Source organism: Marinobacter sp. L-80, from assembly GCF_056859395.1.
On the sequence record NZ_JBSXOI010000061.1, the window covers coordinates 143,781 to 168,593 of the forward strand.

Consider the following 24,813-nt stretch of genomic DNA (forward strand, 5'->3'; position numbering starts at 1 on the left):
CGGGATTTTGTTAGGCAGTTCACAATTCCGCCGCCGCTCATTTTTCAGCCAGCCTTTCCGGAACTACACTTCATGTCCCAACCACAAAAACAATGCACGCAACGGACGCCAGCGTATGACCAATGATTCCGCAGAGCGCAGAATCAAGGATCGTTACCCCGCCTCCTGCCTGAAGGTCCAGCTCCGGGAGCGTAGCTTCCTTGGTCGTGGCAAACACCCCACGCCGGTTACCTGCCTGGACCTAAACCGGTACGGAATGGCAGTGCTATGCCCCCGACCAGTAGAGCCGGGCGCCCGTCTGTTCATGGATTTTGACGGCAAGTACATCAGCGAATCGCGGGTTTGTGCCCGGGTGGTGGAATGCCAGCCCTTCCAGACCGGCTATCGCGTCAGTGTCCAGTTCAGCTATTGCCTGGACAAGAAGGGCTATTCACGAACTGTCGACAATGCCCTGTCGCGGATTGAAGGCTTCTACAACCGGTTTGCCAGCTGAGCCAGGCCTTCGCAATCAAACCAGCCCGGCGTCAAGGCTGGCCGCAACATACATCCCCAGCTCCCGACACTGATCTTCAAACTCTTCCCGGTATTCACCCCGGCAGATCAAAGGCTCCTGGACCAGCTTCCAGCGCAGCCCGGTGGTAATGCTTTCTATTGCCCGCTTGGTGCCCGTGCCGTCATGGCCGGCGCGAATGTAATAGGCAAAAGGCAGCCCCTGGGTTTGCTCGAGGCAGGGATAGTAGCTGCGATCGAAGAAGTCTTTTAAAGCACCACTCATATACCCGAGATTCTCAGTGGTGCCCAGAATAATGGCGTCGCAGGCCAGAACGTCATCGGGACCGGCGTCCAACGGTGCCAGAACGGTTACTTCAACGTTTTCGATATCTTCATGGCGGGCACCCTCATCCACAGCTTCTCGTAGGCGGAGGGTGTTCGGGGAAGGCGCATGGGCAACAATCAAAAGTTTCTTCATGCCACCCATACGTCCTCCCTACATCAAGCTTAGAGCAGCTCGCCGTTGGCTTCTGCAGGCTCTTCTTTTGCGTCTTTCTTCGGTTCAGGCTTGGGCATCAACTTGTCCCGAACCTTGGCTTCGATCTCGTTGGCAATGTCCATGTTTTCTTCCAGGAACTTGCAGGCGTTGGCCTTGCCCTGACCGATCTTGTCGCCATTGTAGGCGTACCAGGCTCCGGACTTGTCGACAAAGCCTTCCTTGACGCCCATATCCAGCACTTCCGCCATGTGGTAAATGCCCTTACCGTACATAATCTGGAACTCGGCCTGCTTGAACGGCGGCGATACTTTGTTCTTGACTACTTTCACGCGGGTCTCGTTACCGACCACTTCGTCACCATCTTTCACGGCACCAATGCGGCGGATATCAAGGCGAACGGAGGAGTAGAATTTCAGCGCGTTACCACCGGTGGTGGTTTCGGGCGAGCCAAACATAACCCCGATTTTCATACGGATCTGGTTGATGAAAATCATCAGGCAGTTAGCGTGTTTGACATTACCGGTCAGCTTGCGAAGCGCCTGGGACATCAGTCGCGCCTGCAGACCCACGTGGCTGTCGCCCATTTCACCCTCGATTTCCGCTTTCGGGGTCAGGGCCGCCACGGAGTCCACGATGATCACGTCTACCGCATTGGAACGAACCAGCATGTCGGCAATTTCCAGGGCCTGCTCACCGGTATCCGGCTGGGACACCAGAAGGTCGTCCACATTGACGCCCAGCTTTTCGGCGTAAACCGGATCGAGCGCGTGCTCGGCATCCACGAATGCACAGGTTTTGCCGGCTTTTTGTGCTTCGGCAATTACCTGGAGGGTGAGCGTCGTCTTACCGGAACTTTCCGGACCGTAGATTTCGCAAATTCGACCATATGGAAGACCGCCAATACCCAGGGCAACGTCCAGGCCAAGGGAACCGGTGGAGACCGCAGGAATGGCTTCGCGGGGCTGATCGCCCATTTTCATCACGGCGCCCTTGCCGAACTGGCGCTCAATCTGCCCAAGTGCTGCGCTCAATGCTTTCTTGCGGTTGTCTTCCATCAGTGCAAACCCTCTGTCGCCTGGGCCGCCACCCTCAGGAAAAGGCTGGCAGCGAAATAGTGAATCGGGAATCTGTACAGCTCGAACAGCCCATTCCCTGTATATTTGAACAGTATTAAAACATAACCCGCAGAGGAGACCAACCCCTCCGGATGTGAAAGCCGTCAGACTTCGTCCACAAAATTGTTAACCCCTTGAAGGGCAAAGAGAACGGCCTGCCTGCGGACCTGATCACGATCACCCTCAAAGTGTTTTACCACCGCCACGGCGGAGGCCGGGCTGCTACCCCAGGCAAACCAGACGGTGCCCACAGGCTTGTCATCGCTGCCACCGCCGGGCCCGGCAACACCACTGATAGCCACGGCAACGTCAGCATCTGTCGCCACCAGGGCACCGGCAACCATTTCCCGCACCACCGGTTCGCTGACCGCACCGTGTTCATCCAGCGATTTCCGGGTTACGCCCAGAAGCCCCTGCTTGGCCTCATTGCTGTACGTGACAAGGCCACCCAGCACGTAGGCCGAAGAACCGGCACGATCGGTCAGTACCTTCGCAACCCAGCCGCCGGTGCAACTCTCCGCCGTCGCAACGGTACGGCCGGTTGTCAGCAGTCGTTCACCAAGGCGGTTGCCTGCCTCTTCCAATTCCTGATCGCTGGCCAGCATAATGACCTCCTTCGTTTCATCACGGCGGTTATTTTCTTACAATTCACGCCTTCATCCAAAGCAAGGCTACCGGACCCGTTCATGTCAGCAGCTCAGACCAAAAGAGACCGAGCCTCAAAACACGGATAAACACGCCCCCTTTCGCCCCAACTTTGACCCAACTACCCTCCCCTATGTCCGCAGACTAGCTTCGTCCGCGAAAGACCATCAATCGGTTCGATAAAAGCGTTAGGTGTCAGTCTGGAGCGCTGGTGCGGGAATCTCAACAGGAGGAATACTAAACTCGGAACCAAAAACAGAGTAAGAGTAAAAGGCACTACTGTTGACGAGTAATTTACTGCGGAACTAACGGCTCCAGCTGACCAAGTTGCTACCAAACCTGGCCAACTGAGTGTTTACCTCAAAGATTCGCAGCGTACCTCTCCCGCCCCATAGTAGCAGGCCGCTTGAAAGATACCTGAGGAACTATTGGAGCGCATTGACTTAAGAACAATAAGCTCCGGTTGGGTTCTACCCCGGTCCCAAGGACGGTTTTAACCCGGCTCACCAAAATGCACAGCACTTGGGCTCGGCTATTTTCCACAGATGAACACTTTGGTGACATGATTGCCACCTACGTTGGCCTCCGGAATCATTGTTCCCGCAACCGCAAGTATTGATTCCCGGCTGAGCCGTTAAGGCATTTCTATAGGTTCAGGTGCTTTCACCAATGAGGGTGCGGAATGCCACGTTCAATTGTTTATCGGTTATGGGTTCGTCGTTCAGGCGCCTCAGTATTTGCTCGGCTGCAAGCCGCCCCATGGTCTCCCTGGGAGACTGAATAGTTGTCAGTCTCGGCGTCACCTGCTGGCCAAGGGGCAGGCCGTTGAACCCGGCGATGGCGATGTCCTGTGGCACGCCAAGGCCCAGCCGTTGGGCGTGTAGCAAAGCGCCAGTGGCGAGGTCGTCGTTGGCGAAATGGATGGCATCAGTTCTGGGGCATTGCTCCAGAACCATGTCGAGCGCAACCGCGCCGGCTTCCAGGCTGCCGAGTCTGTCCAGCTCAATTATCGGCGCTTCCAGCCCCGCTTGCGCGAGAATTTCTTTGTGTCCCTCATACCGCATGTTAGCCCGGTAATCCCTGTCCATACAGGCGCCCACATAGATGATGGAGCGATAGTGCCTGTCTAACAGGTGCCTGGCCATACAAGCGCCCGCTTCCCGGTGGTCCAGCCCCACGTTCAAGTCCAACCCTTTACCCAATTCCATCATTTCCACGATCGGCTTGTTCCAGGTTTCCAGAAGGCCTTGGCAGGCTTTGCTGTGGCGCAAGCCGGCAATCACCAGTCCGGAACAGGACCATCCCAGAAAGGTTCGTACCAGTTGGTGCTCCCTCTGAAGATCGTAATCGGTATTGCCGAGCAGTATCTGGTAGCCCTTGGCTTCGAAAGCTTCCTGAAGCCCCTTGATCACTTCAATGAAAACTGCGTTGGCGAGCGAAGGAACGATAACGGCAATAAATCGCGAACTGGCCGAGGCCAGGCTGCCGGCGATCAGGTTGGGTACGTAGCCCAGTTGCTCCACGGCTTCGGTGACCCGTCGGCGGGTTTCCTTGTTCACGCGGTCTGGCGTGTTCAGGGCCCGGGATACCGTGATGGGGGAAACCCCGGCCGCTTCCGCGACCTGTTTCAGCGTTGGTTTATCAGAACCTCTCCGCTTGCGGGGTTCCGGGGAAGAGGCTTCCATGTTAGACATTGGTCGTAGTCCTCGCGACGGTAACTTGCTGATCGCAATCTTATCAACTAAAACGATGGTAGCGCTAACATGGTAGCGCTACCATCAAACAATCAAAACAAGAATCAGGAGGCCAGCAAGTGACAAGCTTATCCGGAACAAAGCCCCGCGTCGGTGTGGTAGGTCTGGGCGCCATGGGAATGGGAACAGCTACGGCCCTGCTTGAGTGTGGGTTTGAGGTTACCGGGTGTGATGTCAGCGAAAAGGCCCGGGCGGGCTTTGAGCACGCTGGTGGTCGCACTGTGAGTGCGCTCGCTGAACTGGCTGCCAAAAGCGATGTTGTGTTGTTGGTGGTAGTGAATGCGGCCCAGGTCGAACAGGTGCTTTTTGGTGAATCCGGGCTTCTTGCCGGCTTAAAGCCGGGCAGCCTGGTGATTCAGTGCGCAACAGTGGCGCCGGCGATTGCCCGTGATCTTGCTGAACGGCTCGGCCAGGCGGGTATCGAGATGCTGGATGCACCCATCAGTGGCGGTGCGGCCAAAGCGAGGGCTGGCCAGCTTTCGGTGATGGCCTCGGGAAGCACGGATGCGTTCGGCCTTGCCGAGCCGGTCCTTGATGCCATGGCGGCGACCGTCTACCGGTTGGGAGATGCGCCCGGAATCGGGTCGAGTATGAAGCTGGTCAATCAGCTGCTGGCCGGGGTTCATATTGCTGCAGCAGCGGAGGCCATGGCTATGGCGATCCGGATGGGATTGCCGCCCGAGGTCGTTTACGAGGTAATTACTCACTCAGCCGGTAACTCCTGGATGTTCGAGAACCGCGTCCCGCATATTCTCAAGGGCGATTACTCCCCTCTCTCAGCGGTCGATATCTTCGTTAAGGATCTCAATATTGTTCACGACACCGGGCGGGAGCTGGCCATGCCAACCCCCGTGGCCGCCAGTGCGCTTCAGCAGTTTACCGCAGCGAAGGCGGCCGGGTTCGGGAAGGAAGACGATTCAGCGGTGATCAAGGTCTACGAACGGCTTGCCGGCATCACGTTGCCGGATGCCGCCAACGACAGTGGTGAGGAGTGAGCATGAGTATTGTGTTGGGCGCAATCGCCGATGACTTCACCGGGGCAACCGATCTGGCGAACAATCTGGTTCGCAGCGGTATGCGCTGTATTCAGGTAATTGGCGTGCCTGAGGGTAAACCCGACCTGAGCAACGTTGATGCTGTTGTGGTGGCGCTTAAATCACGCTCATGCCCCGCCGAGCAGGCGGTCACTGAGTCACTGGCGGCCCTGGCCTGGCTTCAGGACCTCGGTGCCCGGCAGATTTTCTTCAAGTACTGCTCCACGTTTGATTCCACGGATCGCGGCAATATTGGCCCGGTCAGCGATGCTCTTCTGGATGCCCTGAACGCCCGCCAGACGGTGATGGTGCCGGCGTTCCCGGTTAATGGCCGTACGGTGTATCAGGGGCATCTGTTTGTGGGTGACCGGCTTTTGAATGACAGCGGCATGCAGGACCACCCACTCAACCCAATGAAGGATGCCGATCTGGTGCGTGTGCTGGCTCGGCAAACAAAGGGCAACGTGGGCCTGCTGCCATGGCCGGTACTGAGGCAGGGGCCCGGTACCGCCGGCGAGAGACTGAAGGCCCTGGAATCCGACGGTGTCCGGCATGTGATTTGTGACACCCTGGATGGATCGGATCTCGCAACCCTGGCCGGTGCGGTTGTTGATAAGCCGCTGGTGACCGGAGGCTCCGGCCTGGGCCAGGCGCTGCCCGCGGAGTACCGCTCACGCGGCTGGCTGGCGAATGTGTCCGAAGCCGGGCGCCTGGAGCCGGGTGTTGGCGGTGCACTGGTGTTGTCCGGCAGCTGTTCGAGGGCAACGCTGGGGCAGGTGGCGGATTTTCTGGGCAAGGGTGAAGGCTTTGCCCTTGATCCTTTGAAGCTTGCGGAGGGTGATGATCATCTGGAGGCGGCCCTGGCTTTCGCTCGCGAAAGACTGAGGGCGGGAGCGCCGGTTCTGGTTTACGCCTCCTCGGATCCGGATCAGGTCCGGCAGGCTCAAGCGACATTGGGGGCGGAGCGTGCCGGCGAGCTTGTCGAGTCTGCCCTTGGCCACCTCGCCGTTACCCTGGTTAATGAAGGGGTTGGCCGCCTGGTGGTGGCCGGAGGCGAGACCTCGGGTGCGGTTGTGTCGGCGCTTGGTATTCGCACGTTGCGGATCGGCGACCAGATTGATCCGGGCGTGCCCTGGACCCAAGCCGCCGATGTAGGCGGGCCGGGACCGCTGTCTCTGGCTTTGAAGTCGGGCAATTTCGGCGGGCCGGATTTCTTTACACGTGCGTTTGAGGTGTTGCCATGAATGTCAGTGAAGTAAATCAACTGCGAGAGCAGATTGCGACGCTCGGCCAGTCACTGTTTGATCGCGGGTTGACGATGGGTTCGAGCGGCAATATCAGCGTTCGCCTCGACGATGGCGGCTGGTTGATGACCCCCACCAACGCCTGCCTTGGGCGGCTTGATCCCCAGCGAATTTCCCGGCTTGACCGCTCAGGGCGTTTGCTGGAGGGCGATAAGCCGACGAAGGAGCAGTTTCTGCACACGGCCATGTACGAGGAGCGTCCTCAGTCGGGCGCCATTGTGCACCTGCATTCAACCCATTCGGTGGCGGTGTCCTGCCTGCCCGATATCAACCCCTGCGACTGCATTCCACCATTAACGGCCTATTACGTGATGCGGGTGGGTCGGCTGCCCCTGGTGCCTTATCACATGCCCGGGGACCCGCAGCTGGGTGACGCGGTTCGCGGTCTGGCCGGCGAGCACAGTGCCGTGCTGCTCGCCAACCACGGGCCGGTGGTCGCTGGAAAAAACCTGGAGGCGGCGGTGTATGCCACGGAGGAGCTGGAGGAGACGGCGAAGCTGTTTCTGCTTCTTCGCGGGGAAAACCCACGAGCGCTGACAGCTGAACAGGTTTCGGCGCTGGAACAGCGGTTCCCCAGGGACTGAACCTCCAGGAGGGTGCTGTAATGATCAGACTGGCCGCGAACTTGAGCATGCTGTTCCCGGAACATGATTTTCTGGACCGGTTCGGTGCCGCAGCGAAGGCGGGGTTCCGGGGCGTTGAGTATCTGTTTCCCTACGCCTATCGCCCGGAAGATTTGGCGGGTTGCCTGCGCGAGGCCGGGCTGGAACAGGTGCTGTTTAACCTTCCGCCCGGCAACTGGGAGGCTGGTGAGCGCGGGCTTGCCAGCCTGCCCGGAAGGGAGGCGGAGTTTCAGGCTTCAGTGGCCGAGGCGCTGCGTTATGCCGAGGTGCTGGATTGCCCCCGCATCCATGCGATGGCGGGTCTGCTCCCGGAGAGCGCCGATCGGAAGACGGTCGAGGCTCATCACCACACCTACCTGAAAAATCTTCGCTTTGCCGCCGGGGAGGCCGCGAAAGCGGGCCGGGATCTCCTGATCGAGCCGATCAATCGACGGGATATGCCGGGGTATTTCCTGTCCAGGCAGGCAGACGCCATCAAGGTGATTGATGAGGTGGGCGCGGACAACCTGAAACTGCAGTTTGATGTCTACCACTGCCAGATTATGGACGGCGACCTGATTAGTCACATGGAACGTCAGTTCCACGCCATCGGGCATGTGCAGATTGCCGGTGTGCCGGAACGCCATGAACCGGATGTAGGGGAGGTCTGTTACCCAGAGGTGCTCGCGAGACTGGATTCGCTGGGTTATACCGGATGGGTGGGCTGCGAGTATCGACCAGCCGATAACACCCGGGCCGGTCTGGGATGGGGACAGGCCTACGGGCTGAACGCCGACACAACAACAAGAGGTCAGTAAAGGTTATGCATATTGTCATTACTGGAGCCGCGGGCTTTCTCGGGCAGCGGTTGGTCGATCATCTCGTCAGCGCTGGGCAACTGGCCGGTAACTCGCTGAGCCGTCTGACTCTGATCGATCAGACTGAGCCGCCCTGCCCGGAGGCCGGCGACTTGGCCACTAAAACGCTCGCACGGGATATCAGCCAACCCGGTGCGCTGGATGATGTCCTTGCCGAGCAACCGGATGTGATTTACCACCTCGCAGCGGTGGTCAGCAGTGCTGCGGAAGGCGATCTGGATTTGGGAATGAGGGTCAATTTCGATGCAACCCGCGATTTACTCGAAGGTTGCCGGAAGCATGGCCTCAACCGGACACGGCTGATCATGGCAAGCTCCGTGGCCGCCTACGGCGGAGATTTGCCGTACACCCTTGATGATATGACGGCATTGCATCCCCAGAATTCTTACGGTGCCCAGAAAGCCATGAGCGAGTTGCTGATCAATGACTACAGTCGCCGTGGCATTGTCGATGGGCTGGTGCTGCGCCTGCCCACCATTGTGATCCGTCCTGGCCGTCCGAATGCGGCGGCCTCCAGTTTTGCCTCAAGTATCCTGCGCGAACCCCTCAAGGGTGAGGATGCCATCTGCCCGGTTTCGCCCGATCTGGAACTGTTCATTATGTCTCCCGCAACGGTGGTTGATGCCCTTGTGCACGGGGCCGAGGTTCCGGGTGAGGATCTCGGTGCTTTCCGGGCTTTCATGTTGCCGGGTATTACCGTCAGCGTTTCGGAAATGCTGGAATCATTGCGTGAAGTGGGAGGCGAATCGGCGCTCGCCCGCGTTCAGTTCCGGCCGGATTCGAAAATTGAGGCGATTGTCGGCAGCTGGCCATCGAGATTCAGTAACCTCCGGGCGAGCAAGCTCGGATTCAGAAGCGATAAGGATTTTCGTGAAATCGTAAGGGCTTTTATGGACGAGAATGCCTGATTCCGGGCCTACGCACCCCGGAATTTACCCAAAGCGTGACAATGCAAAATGAGGTAACAACAATGAAAGCAACGTTCGCACGCCGTAGCCTGACCACCGCCATCGCCGGTGCCACTTCAGCTTTGCTTGCCGTGACAGCAGTGAATGCACAGGCAGCAAGAACCATTAACCTTGGCCATACGCTGTCTGACAGTTCCCACTATTCCGTGGGCGCCGATGCCTTTGAGGAAACTCTGGAGCGCCTCAGTGGCGGAGAGTTTGAGGTCGCCGAGCACCCTTCCGGTTCCCTGGGCGGGGAGCGGGCCATGATCGAGGGCCTGCAGATTGGCACCGTTGATGTTGTGATTACATCGACAGGTCCTTTGGGGAATTTCGTACCGGAAAGTTATGTGCTTGACCTGCCGTTTCTTTTCAAGAGTTACGAAGAGGCCCGCTGTGTACTTGATGGCGAGATCGGCCAGGACCTGTTGAACAAGATGTCTGACCATAACCTGGTGGGCCTTGCCTGGTCGGAAAACGGCTTCCGCCACATGACCAACAGTGTTCGCCCTGTGACCAGCCCTGACGATGCCAAGGGGTTGAAGGTGCGTACCATGGAAAACAAGGTACACATGGAGGCCTTCGAGCAGATGGGCGTTCATCCCACCCCAATGGCGTTCCCGGAAGTGTTTACCGCGTTGCAGCAGGGCACCGTTGATGGCCAGGAAAATCCCATCACCGTGATCGTCGCCACGAAGTTCTGGGAAGTTCAGGATCACCTTTCGTTGACCGGACACGTCTATTCACCCGCCGCGGTGCTTGGCTCCCCGGTGCTCCTTGACAGTCTTACAGAAGAGGAGCGGAGTTGGTTCGAGCAGGCCGCCAAGGCATCCGCCGAAGCGACCCGTGAAGAAGTCTCCCGCCTGGAGCGCGACGGCGTGAAGCTGTTGCGTGAAAAAGGGATGACGGTCAAGACCGATATCAACAAGGCACCCTTCCAGGAGGCGGTCGAGCCCGCCTACAAGATCTACACAGATCAGTATGGAAGCGAGATGCTGGACCGCATTCGCGCCAGCGGCTGCTAAACCACCAATCCAATTCCCCGGTACCTGTCACGTTGACGGTGCCGGGATTGCTTTCTAATGGTGGCCACGATGCTGCAACTTCTTTTTAGCATTGAACGCCAGACAACTCGATTGGCCCTTCTCGGTGCCGTCGTGATGCTGGTGATTTCTGTGACCCTTGGTTTCTATCAGGTACTCACACGATTTGTTTTTGATGCGCCGTCGACCTGGTCTGAGGTGATTTCCCGCTCCACGATGATCTGGTGTGTCTTTCTTGGTGCCGCTCCGGGGTTCCGGGGTGGATTCATGATGTCCGTAGAGGTGATCTACAAGTTGGTGCCGGGGCGAAAACTGGTATGGGTTGAACTCTTCATTGCAAGCTGCTGCGCACTGGTTCTGTTGGTGCTGATCTACTTCGGGACGGCAATGGCAATCCGGGTGCAATCACAAATGCTCGCGGGGCTTGGCATTTCCATCGCCTGGGCATATGCCGCGATGCCCGTGGGTGCCGGTTTTACTCTGATCGCCGTTGTGACTCGACTGATTGCCCAAATAAGGGGCCAGGAGTCTATTGGCCCTGTCCACGGGGGGGACCCGGTATGAATGCTGCTATTGGCCTGTCACTGATCATACTTTTCAGTCTGGGCGTTCCTATTGCCATTTCGATTGTGCTGGCATCCATCATCGGCATTGAGTTTTTTTCCCCTCTGCCGCTGTTGCTGGTTCCCCAGCAAATGTTTGTCGGTATCGACAGCTTTCCGTTGATGGCGATTCCGTTTTTCATTCTGGCGGGCAATCTGATGTCCGCGGGCGGTATCTCCCGACGGCTGGTGGATCTTGCCAAATCCATGGTAGGTGGCCTTCAGGGTGGTCTTGCCATGACCTGCGTTCTGACCTGCATGATGTTTGCAGCGGTGTCCGGGTCCAGCGTGGCAACAACCTTTGCAATTGGCTCAATTCTTATTCCCGCCATGGTCAAGCATGACTATCCGCGCCCACTGGCTGCGTCGATCCAGGCTTCGTCGGCTGAACTGGGCGTTCTGATCCCGCCTTCCATTCCTCTGATTCTCTACGGCGTGAGCACGGATACCTCCATTGGAAAGCTCTTCATTGCCGGTATCGGCCCGGGGCTTCTGATTGGTGGCGCGTTACTGCTGTTCCTTTTCCTGTTCTGCAAGAAACGCGGGTATGGATTGCGAGACAGAGAGGATCGTCATGACTTTATGACCGCCTTCAAGCGCGCATGGGCGGCTTTGCTGATGCCGGTCGTTGTTATTGGCGGTATTTACGGTGGTGTGTTTACGCCCACTGAGGCTTCTGCAGTGGCGGTCGTTTACGCCCTGATCGTTGGGGGACTGGTATATCGGGAACTGCCAATGGCTGAACTGTTCCCGATTTTTCGGGAAAGTGTCATATCAACGGCAGCTGTGATGCTGATCATTGCGGCGGCGGCGCTGTTCAGCTTCCTGATCAGCCGTTCTGGGCTGCCGGGTGAAGTTGCTGCATGGGTGACTCAAATTTTTGAGAGCCCTATTGCCTTTTTGCTGGCGGTTAACGTGATGCTGTTAATCGTCGGTATGTTTATTGAGACGTCGGCAGCAATTCTGGTGCTGGCGCCAATATTTACCCCCATCGCAATCCAGTACGGTATCGACCCGGTTCATTTTGGCCTGATCGTTGTTGTGAATCTGGCGCTTGGGATGTTCACACCGCCGTTGGGGGTCAATCTGTTTGCAGCGTGTGCCGTCGCGAAACTGTCTATTGATCAGCTACTACCCTGGTTGATGCGGTTTGTGCTCGTAGTATTGGCATGCCTCCTTGCCATCACCTATATGCCCTGGATCTCTATGGGGCTTGTGGACCTTCTGTACTGATCGCTAACCATGGAGGCCGGACATGCTTTCGTTACCCGATATGCCAACAGAAAAAGCATTGATTGGCGGTGAATGGGTCGCCACCCGCTCCACGCTCACGGTTGAGGCGCCCTCCTACGGAGAACCCATCGGCCAGATTGCCAGGTGTGGGGCTGGTGAAGTTGACGCCGCGGTCCGCGCGGCTTCGGGCGCACTCACTGGCTGGTTGACGTGGACAGCGCGTTCACGTGGCCAGTGGCTCCTGGACTTTGCCCAGGAGATTGAACGAAACGAGGAGCAGTTGTCGGCCCTGGAGTGTGCCGATACTGGCAAACCGATGTCTCAGGCTCGGGGAGACATAAAGGCGTGTGCCCGCTACTTCCGTTTCTATGCCGGCGCCGCCGATAAACTCCATGGGGAAACAATCCCTTTCGAAAGTGGCTTTTCGGTCATGACGTTGCGGGAGCCTTTCGGAGTGTGCGCGCAGATTATCCCCTGGAATTATCCGGCGCAGATTTTCGGGCGTTGCGTTGCCGCATCCCTGGCGGCGGGTAACACGGTTGTGGTCAAACCGGCCGAAGATGCCTGTCTGAGCGTGTTGCGACTGGCTGAACTGGCGATGGAGTGCGGTCTTCCTGCGGGCGTGCTCAATGTTGTTCCCGGGCTTGGGCGCGAGGCTGGCGCTGCCTTGGCGGCTCATCCACGGATTGACCATCTGTCGTTCACCGGCTCACCGGAGACGGGCACCCTGGTGACTCAGGCGGCGGCCAGGCACCACGTGCCCGTTACCCTTGAGCTGGGTGGTAAGTCGCCACAGATCGTGTTTGCCGATACCGATATTGAGGCAGCACTTGAGGCAGTCGTAAGAGGCATTGTTCAGAACGCGGGCCAGACCTGTTCAGCGGGTAGCCGATTGCTTATCGACGACGCGGTGGCGGATCAATTTCTTGATCGCCTTGCTGAGCGCTTTTTCGCATTGCGCTGTGATGTCGGTGAGGCCGATGCGGATTGCGGCCCCTTGATCAATGCACGGCAAAAATCCGTGCTGGAATCGAGGCTTGAGGCGGCGCTTTCCAGTGGTGTACGAGTTCTTGCGAAAGGCAGGCTGGCCGATACGGCACCAGGAGCAGGACATTTTGTAGAGCCGCAGGTTCTGGTTGATATTCCTGAGGGCCATGAACTGTTGAGGGAGGAGTTGTTCGGACCTGTGCTGGTTGTACAGCGTTTCCGGTCTGAGGACGAGGCCCTTGCGTTGGCCAACGAAACGGACTTTGGCTTGTGCGCGGGCGTGTGGACGACGGACGGCGGGCGGCAATGGCGCCTGGCCAGACAGCTTCGATGTGGGCAGGTGTTTATCAATAATTACGGTGCCGGTGGTGGCATAGAGCTGCCTTTCGGCGGGGTCGGGCGTTCGGGCCATGGTCGCGAGAAAGGTTTTGAGGGATTGCGCAGCTTCACCCGCATTAAAACGGTCGCAGTTCGGCATGGCTAACCATCAAATCGCTGTTTGGGAGAGAGCATAATGTCGCATAGGGACAGAGTCGGAGTTATTGGTGTTGGCCTGATGGGCCATGGTATCGCGCGGAACCTTCAACGGGCAGGGTATCCCCTGAGTTTTCTTGAGCATCCTGGCAATCAACCCGCTGAGGATCTGGTGTCTGCGGGAGCCACGCCTCTGAAAAGTGCTGGTGAGGTGGCCCGGCATTCTGACATCGTTATCCTGTGCGTGACCGGCTCACCTCAGGTCAAGGCGGTGCTCTTTGAGTCTGGGGGTGTGTTGGAGGGGCTGCGCCCGGGAACCATAGTAATTGATTGTTCCACAGCGTTGCCCAGCTCGACAGCAGAGGTTGCCAGGCAGGTTAATGAAGCTGGCGGACGGTTCATGGACGCCGCCATGACCCGGACGCCCAAGGAAGCGGAAGAAGGGCGACTTAATCTGATCGTTGGCGCGCCTGATGCCCTGTTCTCGGAAACATTGCCGTTGCTTCAGAGTTTCGCGGAAACCATTACCCATGCCGGTGGTGTGGGAGCAGGGCACACTCTGAAACTTGTGCATAACTTCGTGTCGCTGGGTTTTTCGGCGGTTCTTTCCGAGGCGGTCGCGGCGTCTCGCAAGGCGGGTATTGACGACGAATCTCTGCTTTCCGTTCTCGGCAATGGTGGAGGCGGTGGTGTGATTCTGGAGAGATTGCGGCCCTATATCGAACGGAATGATCCGTCAGGTTTCCGGTTCAGCATTGCCAATGCAAATAAGGACGTCGGTTACTATCGGGCCATGCTTGAAGATTTAAAAAGCGCCAGAGCCATTGCAGATACGGTCGGTGAACTCTACGGCTCCATCGATGATCAAGATGCCACTGTGCCGGAATTGATTCGACTTCTGCAAACACATTAATGTTTGACGTAGATACCCACGCCCTTGGCCCTGAGGGCGTCCAGAGATCGTTGTCGATTCTCCGCTGGCCATCGGGGTCTCCCCGAACCTACCGGGATTTGAAGTCGTTAAATGCGTGTTTCTGGATGGGCACTAAGTAGGGGCAACCCGGTGCTTTTGAAGTTGCATTGAACCACAGAGTCAGCCGCGGCCTTTCCCGACCAGGGAAGGAGGTTTTAGATATTTTCGCAAACCGATGCGGGCGATAAAGAACGTGGATTCTGGCCGGCGGTGTGGCACATTCAGGGCAAAATACTAAGATAATATGCCCAATCTGCCACACCTAGACGGGGTAGCCAGTGACAACTCGCCAGCACCCCACCCGCTTATCTCTGGTCGGGGTGCCTTTAGATCTCAATCTACCCCCAAAACCTTGAACACCGCATCCACCGGATCCGCATAGAAGTTGGTCTGGAATTTGGTAAACAACTCCCCAGGCACGGTCGGAATATCCCCAGCACTGGTAATCGGCAGAGCCACTCGCTTACCACCACCATCAAGGGCAATCTGCAAACACTCAGCGAGACTCTGCACAGCGTTTACACTGCCACCCAGACTCATGTCACCAAGTACGACGAGCTGAGCCTGGGCTGGTCGCCCCATGATCCCGGAAGCAAAGGCCACAAGGCTGGGAATGGAGAGCGACTGGATGGGGCCGCCGTTTTGCAGATCCACCACGTGCAGGTGGAAGTCGTGGTCCATTACCTTGGTTGCACCAGAGATGCGGGAGATGTTGGCCTTAAAATAGTCAAAGGCCATTTTCACCTGCTCTTTGGCCGCAGGGTTGGTAACTTGGCCCGAGGTAGCCAGTTTGCCGGAGCCTTTGGTTACCTGAAGCTCGATGCGGTAAAGGGTCGGAACCCCTTTAGCGCTCACACCGATAGTATGTACTACTCCCGGTTTTGAAGGACCTTCCGGTATCAACTTGCCACCACCCTGCTCTTTCACAGTGACAAAGTGTTCTTCCAGATCTTCGTTGTCGATGTAGCTGAAATGCACATCGTAGAATTCCATGCCACCGATCTTCTTGAGCTGTTCCTTAACCCTGCGACGCACTTCCAGGGCGTATTCCAGGCACTGGCGCACGGCTTCCTTGTCAAATTCGCCGTGGGGGTACAGCAACTTCAGCAGGCCGGAAACTGTCTTCCGCACGGCAATCGTATCCCGCTGATTTAGGTCCCCACCCAGCTTGAAATATCTATCCAGAGCATCAGCAAAACTACGCTTGCGCATCTCCCGGTAAAACTCAGCCAGGTAGTCCACAATCAGCCCGTATCGGTTGGTGAAGAACTCAGGACGCATCTTGGGAATTTCCCAGCCGGGGATGTAAGCGTGGAACCGGTCAAAGAAAGCAGAATCGATCATCTGTTCAGGGAAGGGAGCCAACAGATGGCTGGTTTTGACGAGCGACTCTACAGACTGATTGATGTTGCCCACAAACACCATGGAGGCATTGGCTTCCATCTGCTCACGGCCGCGGGCGAAGGAGCCGGAGGCCATGTAGTCCTTCATGATCTGGACGCCATCCTTTTCCTTGAAGTTGATGCCCGCCACTTCATCAAAGGCCACAAGGTCCCACATGCCCACCAGGCCGATTTTGCGGCTGCTCATGTTGTAGAAGAGGTTCGCCACCGTTGTCTGACCGCCGGACACCAGAATGCTATTGGGTGAGCACTCTTTGTAGATATGACTCTTACCCGTGCCCCTAGGGCCCAGCTCACAGACGTTGTAGTTGTTCTCCACAAACGGAATCATCCGCGCCAGCAGGTGCCACTGCACCGACTGATCCAGCGAGGCAGGCTCCATCCCAATTGAACGAATCAGCGTCTCCCGCCACTGGTCAACGGTCAGCGCGGCACGGCCGGCGAACAACTCAGCCATATTCATGTTGGGCATCTGAATCGGCTTAAGGGTGCTTACGCCAAAGGGCGAGCCTTTCTGCCCTTCCTCATGGTAATAACTCAGAGTCGCAATCACCCAGATCCCGCCGACCAACAGCTTCTCGTTTTCTTTAACGATACCGGCCCCAATCTCCGCATCCCTGATGCCCAAGTTGGAAAAAGCCGCCTCGTAACAGTCTTTCTTCTCGTTCAGGCGAACGGTCACCCGGTCGATCACCTTGTAACTGCCCCGCTCACGCACCAGAGATTTCACCTTCTCGGCCTCGTCAGGGCGCACGTAGTTCTCAGACAGCACGGTTTTGACGTTCCGCAGGCCCGTTTCGATCACCTCCGGGTCATCCGAGGCGCAATACATGCCCAGCAGGTACTCCAGCACGTACACGGGCACATTCGCGCCCTCTTTGATCTGCTTGGTCAGATCCTTGCGCACCACCCGGCCCGCAAAGTGCTCGTTGAGTAACTGATCCAGATCTTTATCTTCCTGCATGGCCACTGCCTTAGAAAAAGTCATCTGTAAACGCCAGGTCTATCACCACCCGATAGCGCTCAATTTCGGTGTTGAAGTCTTTATCCCGGAGTACCAGGAAATAATCCCGTTTGCGGTCAAAGTCTTTACCGGACAACGACAATCGCACTTGTTTAACCCGCTCCGTCATGGAGTCTGAAGCGCTATCAAAGGTCACCACCTCTTCGCTGGACACCTGCTCCGCCCCTTCGTAGATCGCGACCGCTATGGTTACTGGCAGCACCTGATCGCTCACCGCCTCCGTCTGCATCAGGTCAAACCGCTGGATGTTGTTGACCATCTTCAGAGTCGGCTTGGGCGAGATGACCTCCACCTTGCGCTTGGAACGACTTTCAGCCTTCTCACCACGCAACTGCTTTACTGTCAGCACCGGCACCACGATTTCCTGCGGCATAGCGCCACCGTGGACAAACCGTGCGCCACCGACAAAGTGGAAGCGGTTAGCCCCTTTCGGAATCCAGAATCGGGTATCAGACGCCGTACCAGCGGTATGGCGGGTAGAGCCACACCAGGCATCTTTGGCATCCGGCAAGTCGTGGCCAATAACGTAACGCTTTTTACTCTTGAGAGCATTGCTTGGCTTGTCAGCAAGCGAGGTTCTGTCTGCGGCCTCCAGCTTGCTGTGCTGGAACAAGAAACCATGGTCTGCCGTCACCAACACCGTGCTGGTGTTGAAGTGCATCATGATCTTGCGGGTCAGTTCCGTCAGCTCTTCGATGGCGTGTTCCACCGCATTGAAGGTTTCTGATTCCGTCGACGCGCTATCCCCCCTCGCATCCACCACGTTGTGGTAGACATAAACCAGGTGCTGATCCCTAAGGGCGTCACGCCCCTCTTCCCGGCTCCAGGCTTTTACGGTTTCTGCCTGCACCGCCATCCCGTTGTAACTGGCCAGAACCCGATTGCGGTTATCGCTGCCCTTGGTGGATTTGCCGTCTACAAACACGTCATCACTCACCCCCTCCCGGTATTCCAGGGTTTGATGAGGCAACAGAGAGGCCATACCCAGCGTGGTATAACTGGGCAACACCCCTAACTGGCTGGACAGCTTCGCCTCGCTATAGCGTTTCACATTGATGCGATCCCGCAACTCCACCGCCGCCTCATAGCGAAACGCATCACTGATGATGACCACCAGGCGTTTATTGCGGGCGCTGTCCAGCTTGGGCTTTACCAGGGTGTCGTAGAAGTGGTGCTGATTGGGCACACCACCAATGGCCCAGTGCTCCAGTAGCTTCTCGCCTTCCACCAGGTCACCCCAATTGCGGGCCAGTTGGTCCAGATACCAATAGGCATAACACTGCTCTACGGCCTCATCCAGCGCCTTCAGAATCTCCACATGCGCCTTGCGAGAAGCCGCGCAGTAGTGGCGATATTCGGTGTCAAACCGGTAGAGGTCGGCCTCATAGGCCTGATAAAGCGCCTCAGCACTAGTGAAATGAAAGCCCTCCGGGTGCGCCTGGCGTAACGCAAACAAATCAATCGCAGCGGACAGCGCTGAATAGATGGTCCGGAATCTCCGGCGAACATCATCGTCTTTGTGACGAGACGCCCAATAGCCGTCTAGCCGGTCCGAAATAACCCGGGCGAACAGGTTCAAATCCGCTGGCCGGGCTTCCGGAATGGCTTTCACCAAATCGACGATAATGCGGTTCTCAGCTTCCCGGAAGGTGGCGACATTGGCTAGCACCTCAATCGAGTAGTCCTCAATGCGGGACTTGATATTGAGGGCCGTGGAAACCCAGTCGGCGATCACATCATAAGCCGGGTAATAGCGAGAGCTGTCGCGCCAACGGGACAAGAGCGCCCGCGAGGTGGCTCTGGCATTGGCCGATGAAATGGCCACCGAGCGGGCCCAGTCCGGGACTTCTGAAATGCTTTCGCAAAAACCCGTGGCCAGCAGGCGAATTAGAAAATGCCCGAAGCTAAATGGGGCCTCACCGCGCAGCTCTTCTTCGGAGGCTGGATAACCCACCTCCTCCTGGAATGCCCGAACCAGTGGTGGCACCAGACCATACTTCTCTAACTCGTTGATGGACTCCGGCACCTGCTCCAGCCCGCCATCAGCCTTCACCAGCTCATCGCCCAGCGTAAACAGGATATTAGCGATATCCGGCGATTCGGCCCGGGTAACCACCGCAATCATGGCCAAATCCAACGCGACTTCGTCAAAGTCCGGCTGGACAAAGCGCTTGAGAGCTGCCAAACGGGCCTTACTCAGAAACTTCTCACGCCGGGCAAGGTGAGCCCGAAGGCTCTGCTGCTGCAAGCCCAGCTCGTTGAAGATGATGGAAATGCGATCCGCATGGAAGGTGCGGGAATACAGTTTCATGTCCAGCAACCAGTCGTCTTCCGGTTCCGGCTCTGCGTGGGGGAAATACAGCAAGTACCTGCCGCTCTGGTCTTCCAGCTCCAGTTTCAGCTTAAGGGCCATAGACGACTCGCCGGCCATGTCTACCACCTGAACATCCGGCAAATCGATATTGGCCAGCTCATCGCCAAAGCTTTGCTCGGGGTCGTACCAGAACACCAGTCGGTGGTTTTCGGAGAAAAAAGCTTGCTGAAGCCCTTGGGTGAGCTTTTTTGAGTCCATGAACCACGCCTTATTCAAACATCTTTTTATTCAGTATGTTAGGACAATGTAACACAGGTTTGCGAGGTCAAAGGATGACAACGCAAAACATAGTGCCTACAGACACCCCTTTTGATCCGAATATTCTGACTTATGCAGTAACCGGCGCTTCCATAGCCTGCTTTCTGGAAATACTCAGCGACTCCCGATACTCCGCCGCTTCCGCTTTCATGGTCCAGTGTATTTCGTTCATGCCCTGCTGCTCCACCGCCTGGCGAATCTCTGCAACGTTCAGGTTAAAGAATTCCTTGCGGGGGTTAACCTTGTTCACTGATGCCTCATCAAACCGGCGGTGCAGAGCCTTTTCCAGCGCTGGCGCATCGTCACTGTAGATCATGGCATGGACATCAAAGTCGAAGGGAACGGACGCATCACCCAGCTCTTTCACCCGGTCTGAAGGCTCCAGCCGGCGCGTCATACCTATCTTGAATACGTTCTCACCAAAGCTGCCAATGTTACTGATGACATAAACATGGCCTCGCCTGGTCTGTTGCGCCATCGAAATCGCCCGCTGCCCCCGGCTCTCTGCCTCTGCCAGTTTGAATTCCAGCTCAGCGAGCTGGGCTTCGTACTCTGCACGCTGCTCACCGTGAGCAGAAGCCAGCTCCTTACGAGCAGTCTCCATGGCCTTTTGTAGCATGCGTTCTTCTTTTTCGGCCTCTTTAATGGCCTTCTCTATTTCGCGGCGAGCTTTTTCTTCCTCACGCATTTGCTCCCGAATGGCCCGCTGCTCCTCCCGTTCGATCTGCCTCAGCTCGTGAGTGGCAACCGCCCACGTTAGCTCTTCCAAGCGAGCCTCCAGGTATTCCTGGTTAATGCGAGCATTACGAAATGGCATACCGTTGTGATTCACCAGGGCGAACGCATCCAGGATTTCCTGTTTGATCTTGCCGTAGTTGTCGTGCTTGACCTTGGCCAACGCCGAATCGACTTTGCCGTTGAAGGCATCCACGGCGAAATGTATTGCAAAAGCTCGTCGGTTTGCCTCCGCATAATCGCAGGCCCCCGCGTTGCCATTTTTGACCATGTCCCGAACGCGCTTTCTTGCTCGCTTCAATTGCTCGCCGGCTTCCTTATGGCTGTATTCCTCCGCCAGCTCATCCAGAACCGCATGATTAGGAATGATATAGTCATCTTTGTAGCCTTGGATGGTGTTGCGCATGGCAACCACAGTGGCCTCGTACAGGTCAGCCTTCCCCTTGGCCGCGAGCGCGTCACCAGCTACTTCTTCCGCCTGTCGTTTGGCGAAATCGAGTACCCTCTCAGCCTCTGCCCGACCGTCAGCCTCAATCTGATCGGCCTTCAGCCTGGCCTCTCTGAGCGCTGCCTTTGCTTCCGTACTGATTTGACCTGCCTCTTCCGTGGCCTCGCTCAGTCTTTTCTCAGCTTCGGAATACACACGTTCCGCATCATTCCTGACCGCCTGCGCCTGCATCTCCGCCTTACCCAGTAACAGCCGCGCGTGCTGTTCCATATCGGTAATGGGCTTGTATCTGGCATCCAGGTCGGCGCTGTAATTTTCCGCTTCCCTTTTCTTCTCTTCAGCCTGCTTCAAAGCCAGCATCGCCTCCGCCAGCTTTTTCTTCATAGCATTTCGGCTTCGCCTGGAAAGCCACGCGATCACGACCGGAGTAAAGAAAATAAGAAGGGTGACGATGACGATGACAGCATCGACGGCTGAGGTTGGCTCTTCCATGTGTTTTCCTAATTATCGTTTTTGGTTTTCAGTAAATGCCTGAGCAGCGCAGGCAATGCTCATTTGAGGGGGCGAATAAAGCTGTCCCAAAAGTACTCGGCGACGCCCTCGCACGTGAGCAAACTGTCACGACCGTACCCGGACATTCCGCCCATCATCGAGCGGAACCCAAGCATAGTTCCATCGTCTTCTAACGTAACGGCATCATTACAGCTATTGGTCGAGACCCCGGATTGGCTGTAACAAATATCTCCCAGCGCCATACCTCCGCCGGTTTTCCATATGCCACAGTGGCAAACTCTTTGCCCATTTTGGTAAAGAGAAGCCTCGAAGCTGTCGGCATCCTTCTGGTGAAAATCCTGCTCCAGCTCGGGATTCCGGGCGCAGATCTCCTTCAAGGAATTTTCAAAGAAACGAGACAGGAACTGAATTCCTTCCCGACGAGCAAGGTCTTTATCTCTGTCACTGAATTCCTTTCGAATGCCCAAATTGCTGCTGCGAGGACCAGAATCGACCGGCTTTACGAATGATGGCGATGTAGCCGGGCGGGTATTGTCAGTAGGAGAGTTCTGGGCCGTGGCACCCAATTCCTTCAAAACAGATTTGATGGCCTGAGCGACTTGGTAGAAACCATCTTCGACGTGAGTGAATTTCGAGATCTGATAACCATCCTCTGGGGTGGCCATCAGCTTTCCGAATGGCAGATCATGCCAGTCACAGGTTTTCAGAATCACCGGAACCACACGCGCCTCACCTTTATTGTGCCGCTTGAGGGCGTGCTTCACTTCAATGTCGTAGCAATAATCTGAATTGATGAAGTCGGGGCTAATCAGCAAAAGGATGATGTCTGCATCTTCAAAGTGCTGGCCTATTTCCCCATGCAGTTCGGTACCGGCTGTTATGCGCCGGTCATGCCAGGTGGAAATGAGCCCTCGCCTTTTGAGGGGCATCAGATGCTTTTCCAGCTCATCCCTCAGAGCCTCATGGGAATAAGAGAAAACCAGCTTCGCCATACATCATCCTTAACTTTTCAGAACCTAAACCAGCGCTCGCAATCGCTGAAGAAACGCAACCAGCTTACCGCTGTTAAGATCCCCATGCCCCAAACCAAAATGCGACCAGAGATCTAAAATCTGTTGCTCTTTTGCGTTGGGCCGCCTGGAACCGCCAGGCCCCACGGGGCAGGCTCCCGATGAAACACCAACATTGATGTCCGATGTATGCACTCCTACCTGCACACAAACCGACTCGCCCGCTTTCTGACGCCGCCTTATTTGCTCATGAAGCCAACTTTCAGAAAGTCCTTCCAGAGGCTGCTCCATTCCTGCAACGGTTACTGTGATCATGAATATGACTCCTTCGGTTCAGTTCACCTTGACAGTCTCATGATCATGCGACATTTGGCGTCGCACCCAGCGTCTTTTTACCATCAGAACCAAACAGACATTACGTATCTCTTACGGGTCTCAACAACCTAGAAACCGCTTCTGACAAGGCTTCTCTAAATTCACGTAATGACGGCATATCAATCTGTAGGACATCAATGCTGCGGTCCTTCACGAGATCTGAAAGCTTGTCTGAAGAAGGATACCCACCCATGGCAGCCTCAAGTTGCTCCTTTAGTGGATTCAAACCTTTGTCATTGCCAGACATTTCCTCCAATGCATCACAGTGTTGATAGGGTGACTGCGACTTTACCGCGCAGAGCAGCCAGGCTTCGGATTTCGGGTTGGGCATCATTGGCACACCATAATCAAAACGGGCCGCCTTAAAACCGTTTTCCATCGATTCGACTTTTTTTCGACGAAGACCTCTATTGGATGATGCAGTGCGATCACTGTCCCGAAACAGAACAGCAATAACAGAGTCCTGCACTTCGTCCGCCAGCCTATGAGCCAACTCCCCCAAGCCCCGAGCATTCCGGAAGAAATAACTTGTTTCCTGCCCCGTTTTTTTACCTGGCAGTCGGATCTTCCGGCCGCCACTTGCTTGTTTGCAGTGTTGGCTGAGTGACTTCTCGCTGACAAACCCAACCTGTCCATACTCGATATGGGACATCTCAAAGCCCTGGAGCTGATCAACAAACTGCTCAACCAATTGATCGACGAACCAAGCCATTGGCCCCGGCAGAAAGTGTTCACCTTTACAAATTTCAACAGCTTCAACGATGCTGCAGCCAATATCAGAGGGGCCCTCGCCACTAAGCAACAAAAACATCGTTACTTGTCACCATTAATTTGCCGGATTTCCTCGGCAAGTTCTGACAGCCGGGTATCAACGAATACTTCACCCGGGCCCATTACCGACAGCTTCTCTGCCATGGAGGGAATCGAGAAGAGTGGTATAGCCCTGGTCGCACCCTTGGTAGTTTTGTAGAGGTAAATCACGCCATCTTTTGCGATATCGTCTTCGAGGTAGTTCAAGATCAAAGGGCTGTGTGTTGTAACCAAAACTTGATGGTTACTGCCAACCAGTGCGTCCACCAAAAACTCGACCAACTCCGGATTAATGCCGTTCTCGATCTCATCAAAAATCAGAAAGTGCTGATCCGAATCCAACTGAGAGAGTACCGCCATTAAACGCAGCATACCGTCGTTGATGTGTTCCGCCGAAGTGGACAACAACTGTTCGCCAAAGCGTTCTTTGACACCAAGCTGTTTCCAGCCAGACCGAAGAGATTTCGTATCAATACTCTCAAGCTGCCCATACACACCTTCAAGTCGTTTTCTGAGCGCCTCACGCTTGTCTTTACCCAATTCATGCAGGTACGCGGACAACCGTTGTCCACCCAGACCTAACTGACCATCCGCACTGCGTGTCTTAAGGCGGAGTTGGGCTGGGGATAATAGATCAAGCGAGTGCACCTTCAACATTTCAGTCCGCAATGTGAGCAGCGGACCTTTGATTTGACTTTCCTTAAGCTGCGAAAGTATCGAACCTTGATAGTCAAAAACGACTTTGAATTTTTCGGCCTTACGACCTTCATGAGGTCTGAGTGTGCACTCCCCTTCGTGGACCCTAAGGAGAGGCACCCCGTTAAGAACCACCGTTTCAGTCGTACACTGAAGAGAGTTCCGGTTAACGCTCCCGCTCCATACAAATTCACCATTGGTGGGAATACTCAGAGTGAGCGTGAACTCGATATTCTGGCGCGCAGATAACTTTGAGTTCAGGTCAGCCTTTGACCATCCTCTTTCCTTCAACCAGCTTTTGAGATCGCCCCGCATAAGTTGTGAGAGGAAATCCATAGCCTGAAGCACCGTCGACTTGCCGGCTCCGTTCAGACCCACAAGGCAGCTGAATTTCGCCACGGGCATCCGAAAATCAACCAGGGATTTGAAGTTGTCTATACGAATATGTGTAATCATGTTTGTTCCAATTTCATTTTCTGGCTGACGTACTCCCGGAGTTCTTTCAAATTCTGGAAGTGCCGGTGCTCATCTACGCTTGCAAGTGCCGATTTGGCACGGGAAATTTTTTTGGCCAAACCCGTAGAA

Annotated in this window: 22 protein-coding genes; 11 read left to right on the top strand and 11 right to left on the bottom strand. The window is 56.0% G+C overall.

Annotated elements, in window-relative coordinates:
• Positions 1-115 precede the first annotated feature (115 nt).
• Positions 116-493 (top strand): PilZ domain-containing protein, encoded by a 378-nt coding sequence (locus AC13E3_RS09390; protein ID WP_008170530.1) that lies wholly within the window; start codon positions 116-118, stop codon positions 491-493.
• A gap of 15 nt (positions 494-508) precedes the next feature.
• On the opposite strand, the gene AC13E3_RS09395 is transcribed toward AC13E3_RS09390, so the two are convergent.
• The 4 genes from AC13E3_RS09395 to AC13E3_RS09410 form a co-directional block, all read right to left on the bottom strand.
• Positions 509-979: a flavodoxin family protein gene (locus AC13E3_RS09395; RefSeq protein WP_482901939.1), complete on the bottom strand. Its 471-nt coding sequence runs from the start codon at positions 977-979 to the stop codon at positions 509-511.
• A 20-nt stretch (positions 980-999) separates the two neighbouring features.
• Entirely contained in the window at positions 1,000-2,046 is a 1,047-nt protein-coding gene (gene recA / locus AC13E3_RS09400; RefSeq protein WP_008170534.1) for a recombinase RecA, read from the bottom strand.
• A gap of 164 nt (positions 2,047-2,210) precedes the next feature.
• The gene (pncC, locus tag AC13E3_RS09405) at positions 2,211-2,711 is read right to left on the bottom strand and encodes a nicotinamide-nucleotide amidase (protein ID WP_273044418.1); all 501 of its coding nucleotides are present in this window, start codon (positions 2,709-2,711) and stop codon (positions 2,211-2,213) included.
• Positions 2,712-3,404: 693 nt separating this feature from the next.
• Positions 3,405-4,445 (bottom strand): LacI family DNA-binding transcriptional regulator, encoded by a 1,041-nt coding sequence (locus tag AC13E3_RS09410; RefSeq protein ID WP_286804076.1) that lies wholly within the window; start codon positions 4,443-4,445, stop codon positions 3,405-3,407.
• 119 nt (positions 4,446-4,564) lie between these two features.
• Here AC13E3_RS09410 and ltnD point away from each other — a divergent pair, with 119 nt between their 5' ends.
• The 10 genes from ltnD to AC13E3_RS09460 all read left to right on the top strand — a co-directional run bounded on the left by ltnD (position 4,565) and on the right by AC13E3_RS09460 (position 14,522).
• A complete protein-coding gene (gene ltnD, locus AC13E3_RS09415) occupies positions 4,565-5,500 on the top strand; it encodes an L-threonate dehydrogenase (protein WP_286804075.1) in 936 nt (311 codons plus the stop codon).
• Positions 5,501-5,502: 2 nt separating this feature from the next.
• Positions 5,503-6,783: a 3-oxo-tetronate kinase gene (gene otnK / locus AC13E3_RS09420; RefSeq protein WP_286804074.1), complete on the top strand. Its 1,281-nt coding sequence runs from the start codon at positions 5,503-5,505 to the stop codon at positions 6,781-6,783.
• Positions 6,780-7,427: a 3-oxo-tetronate 4-phosphate decarboxylase gene (gene otnC / locus AC13E3_RS09425; protein ID WP_286804073.1), complete on the top strand. Its 648-nt coding sequence runs from the start codon at positions 6,780-6,782 to the stop codon at positions 7,425-7,427. The genes otnK and otnC overlap by 4 nt, the downstream gene beginning before the upstream one ends.
• A gap of 20 nt (positions 7,428-7,447) precedes the next feature.
• Entirely contained in the window at positions 7,448-8,263 is an 816-nt protein-coding gene (gene otnI, locus AC13E3_RS09430; protein WP_286804072.1) for a 2-oxo-tetronate isomerase, read from the top strand.
• 5 nt (positions 8,264-8,268) lie between these two features.
• Positions 8,269-9,231: a D-erythronate dehydrogenase gene (gene denD, locus AC13E3_RS09435; RefSeq protein WP_286804071.1), complete on the top strand. Its 963-nt coding sequence runs from the start codon at positions 8,269-8,271 to the stop codon at positions 9,229-9,231.
• A gap of 62 nt (positions 9,232-9,293) precedes the next feature.
• A complete protein-coding gene (locus AC13E3_RS09440; protein WP_339621510.1) occupies positions 9,294-10,295 on the top strand; it encodes a TRAP transporter substrate-binding protein in 1,002 nt (333 codons plus the stop codon).
• Between the two features lie 69 nt (positions 10,296-10,364).
• The gene (locus AC13E3_RS09445) at positions 10,365-10,877 is read left to right on the top strand and encodes a TRAP transporter small permease (protein ID WP_106763744.1); all 513 of its coding nucleotides are present in this window, start codon (positions 10,365-10,367) and stop codon (positions 10,875-10,877) included.
• Positions 10,874-12,148, top strand: a complete 1,275-nt coding sequence (locus AC13E3_RS09450) for a TRAP transporter large permease (RefSeq protein ID WP_106763390.1) — start codon at positions 10,874-10,876, stop codon at positions 12,146-12,148. The genes AC13E3_RS09445 and AC13E3_RS09450 overlap by 4 nt, the downstream gene beginning before the upstream one ends.
• Before the next feature lie 22 nt (positions 12,149-12,170).
• Complete coding sequence (locus tag AC13E3_RS09455) at positions 12,171-13,619, top strand: aldehyde dehydrogenase family protein (RefSeq protein WP_106763392.1); 1,449 nt, start codon at positions 12,171-12,173, stop codon at positions 13,617-13,619.
• 30 nt (positions 13,620-13,649) lie between these two features.
• Positions 13,650-14,522 carry an NAD(P)-dependent oxidoreductase gene (locus tag AC13E3_RS09460; protein WP_286804067.1) on the top strand — a complete coding sequence of 291 codons (873 nt, stop codon included), beginning with the start codon at positions 13,650-13,652 and terminating at the stop codon, positions 14,520-14,522.
• Positions 14,523-14,915: 393 nt separating this feature from the next.
• Here the strand turns inward: AC13E3_RS09460 and brxL are convergent, their stop codons facing one another.
• From brxL to AC13E3_RS09495, 7 genes are all read right to left on the bottom strand, one after another.
• On the bottom strand, positions 14,916-16,973 hold the full coding sequence (gene brxL, locus AC13E3_RS09465) for a protease Lon-related BREX system protein BrxL (RefSeq protein WP_482901940.1): 2,058 nt from the start codon (positions 16,971-16,973) through the stop codon (positions 14,916-14,918).
• Complete coding sequence (gene pglZ / locus AC13E3_RS09470) at positions 16,960-19,581, bottom strand: BREX-1 system phosphatase PglZ type A (RefSeq protein WP_339621503.1); 2,622 nt, start codon at positions 19,579-19,581, stop codon at positions 16,960-16,962. The genes brxL and pglZ overlap by 14 nt, the downstream gene beginning before the upstream one ends.
• Before the next feature lie 130 nt (positions 19,582-19,711).
• Positions 19,712-21,316, bottom strand: a complete 1,605-nt coding sequence (locus AC13E3_RS09475) for an SNIPE associated domain-containing protein (RefSeq protein ID WP_286804065.1) — start codon at positions 21,314-21,316, stop codon at positions 19,712-19,714.
• 59 nt (positions 21,317-21,375) lie between these two features.
• Positions 21,376-22,329 carry a toll/interleukin-1 receptor domain-containing protein gene (locus tag AC13E3_RS09480; RefSeq protein WP_482901941.1) on the bottom strand — a complete coding sequence of 318 codons (954 nt, stop codon included), beginning with the start codon at positions 22,327-22,329 and terminating at the stop codon, positions 21,376-21,378.
• Positions 22,330-22,353: 24 nt separating this feature from the next.
• The gene (locus tag AC13E3_RS09485) at positions 22,354-22,662 is read right to left on the bottom strand and encodes a hypothetical protein (protein WP_482901942.1); all 309 of its coding nucleotides are present in this window, start codon (positions 22,660-22,662) and stop codon (positions 22,354-22,356) included.
• Positions 22,663-22,762: 100 nt separating this feature from the next.
• A complete protein-coding gene (locus AC13E3_RS09490; RefSeq protein WP_286804062.1) occupies positions 22,763-23,533 on the bottom strand; it encodes a hypothetical protein in 771 nt (256 codons plus the stop codon).
• A gap of 2 nt (positions 23,534-23,535) precedes the next feature.
• On the bottom strand, positions 23,536-24,684 hold the full coding sequence (locus tag AC13E3_RS09495; RefSeq protein ID WP_286804061.1) for an AAA family ATPase: 1,149 nt from the start codon (positions 24,682-24,684) through the stop codon (positions 23,536-23,538).
• Positions 24,685-24,813 lie beyond the last annotated feature (129 nt).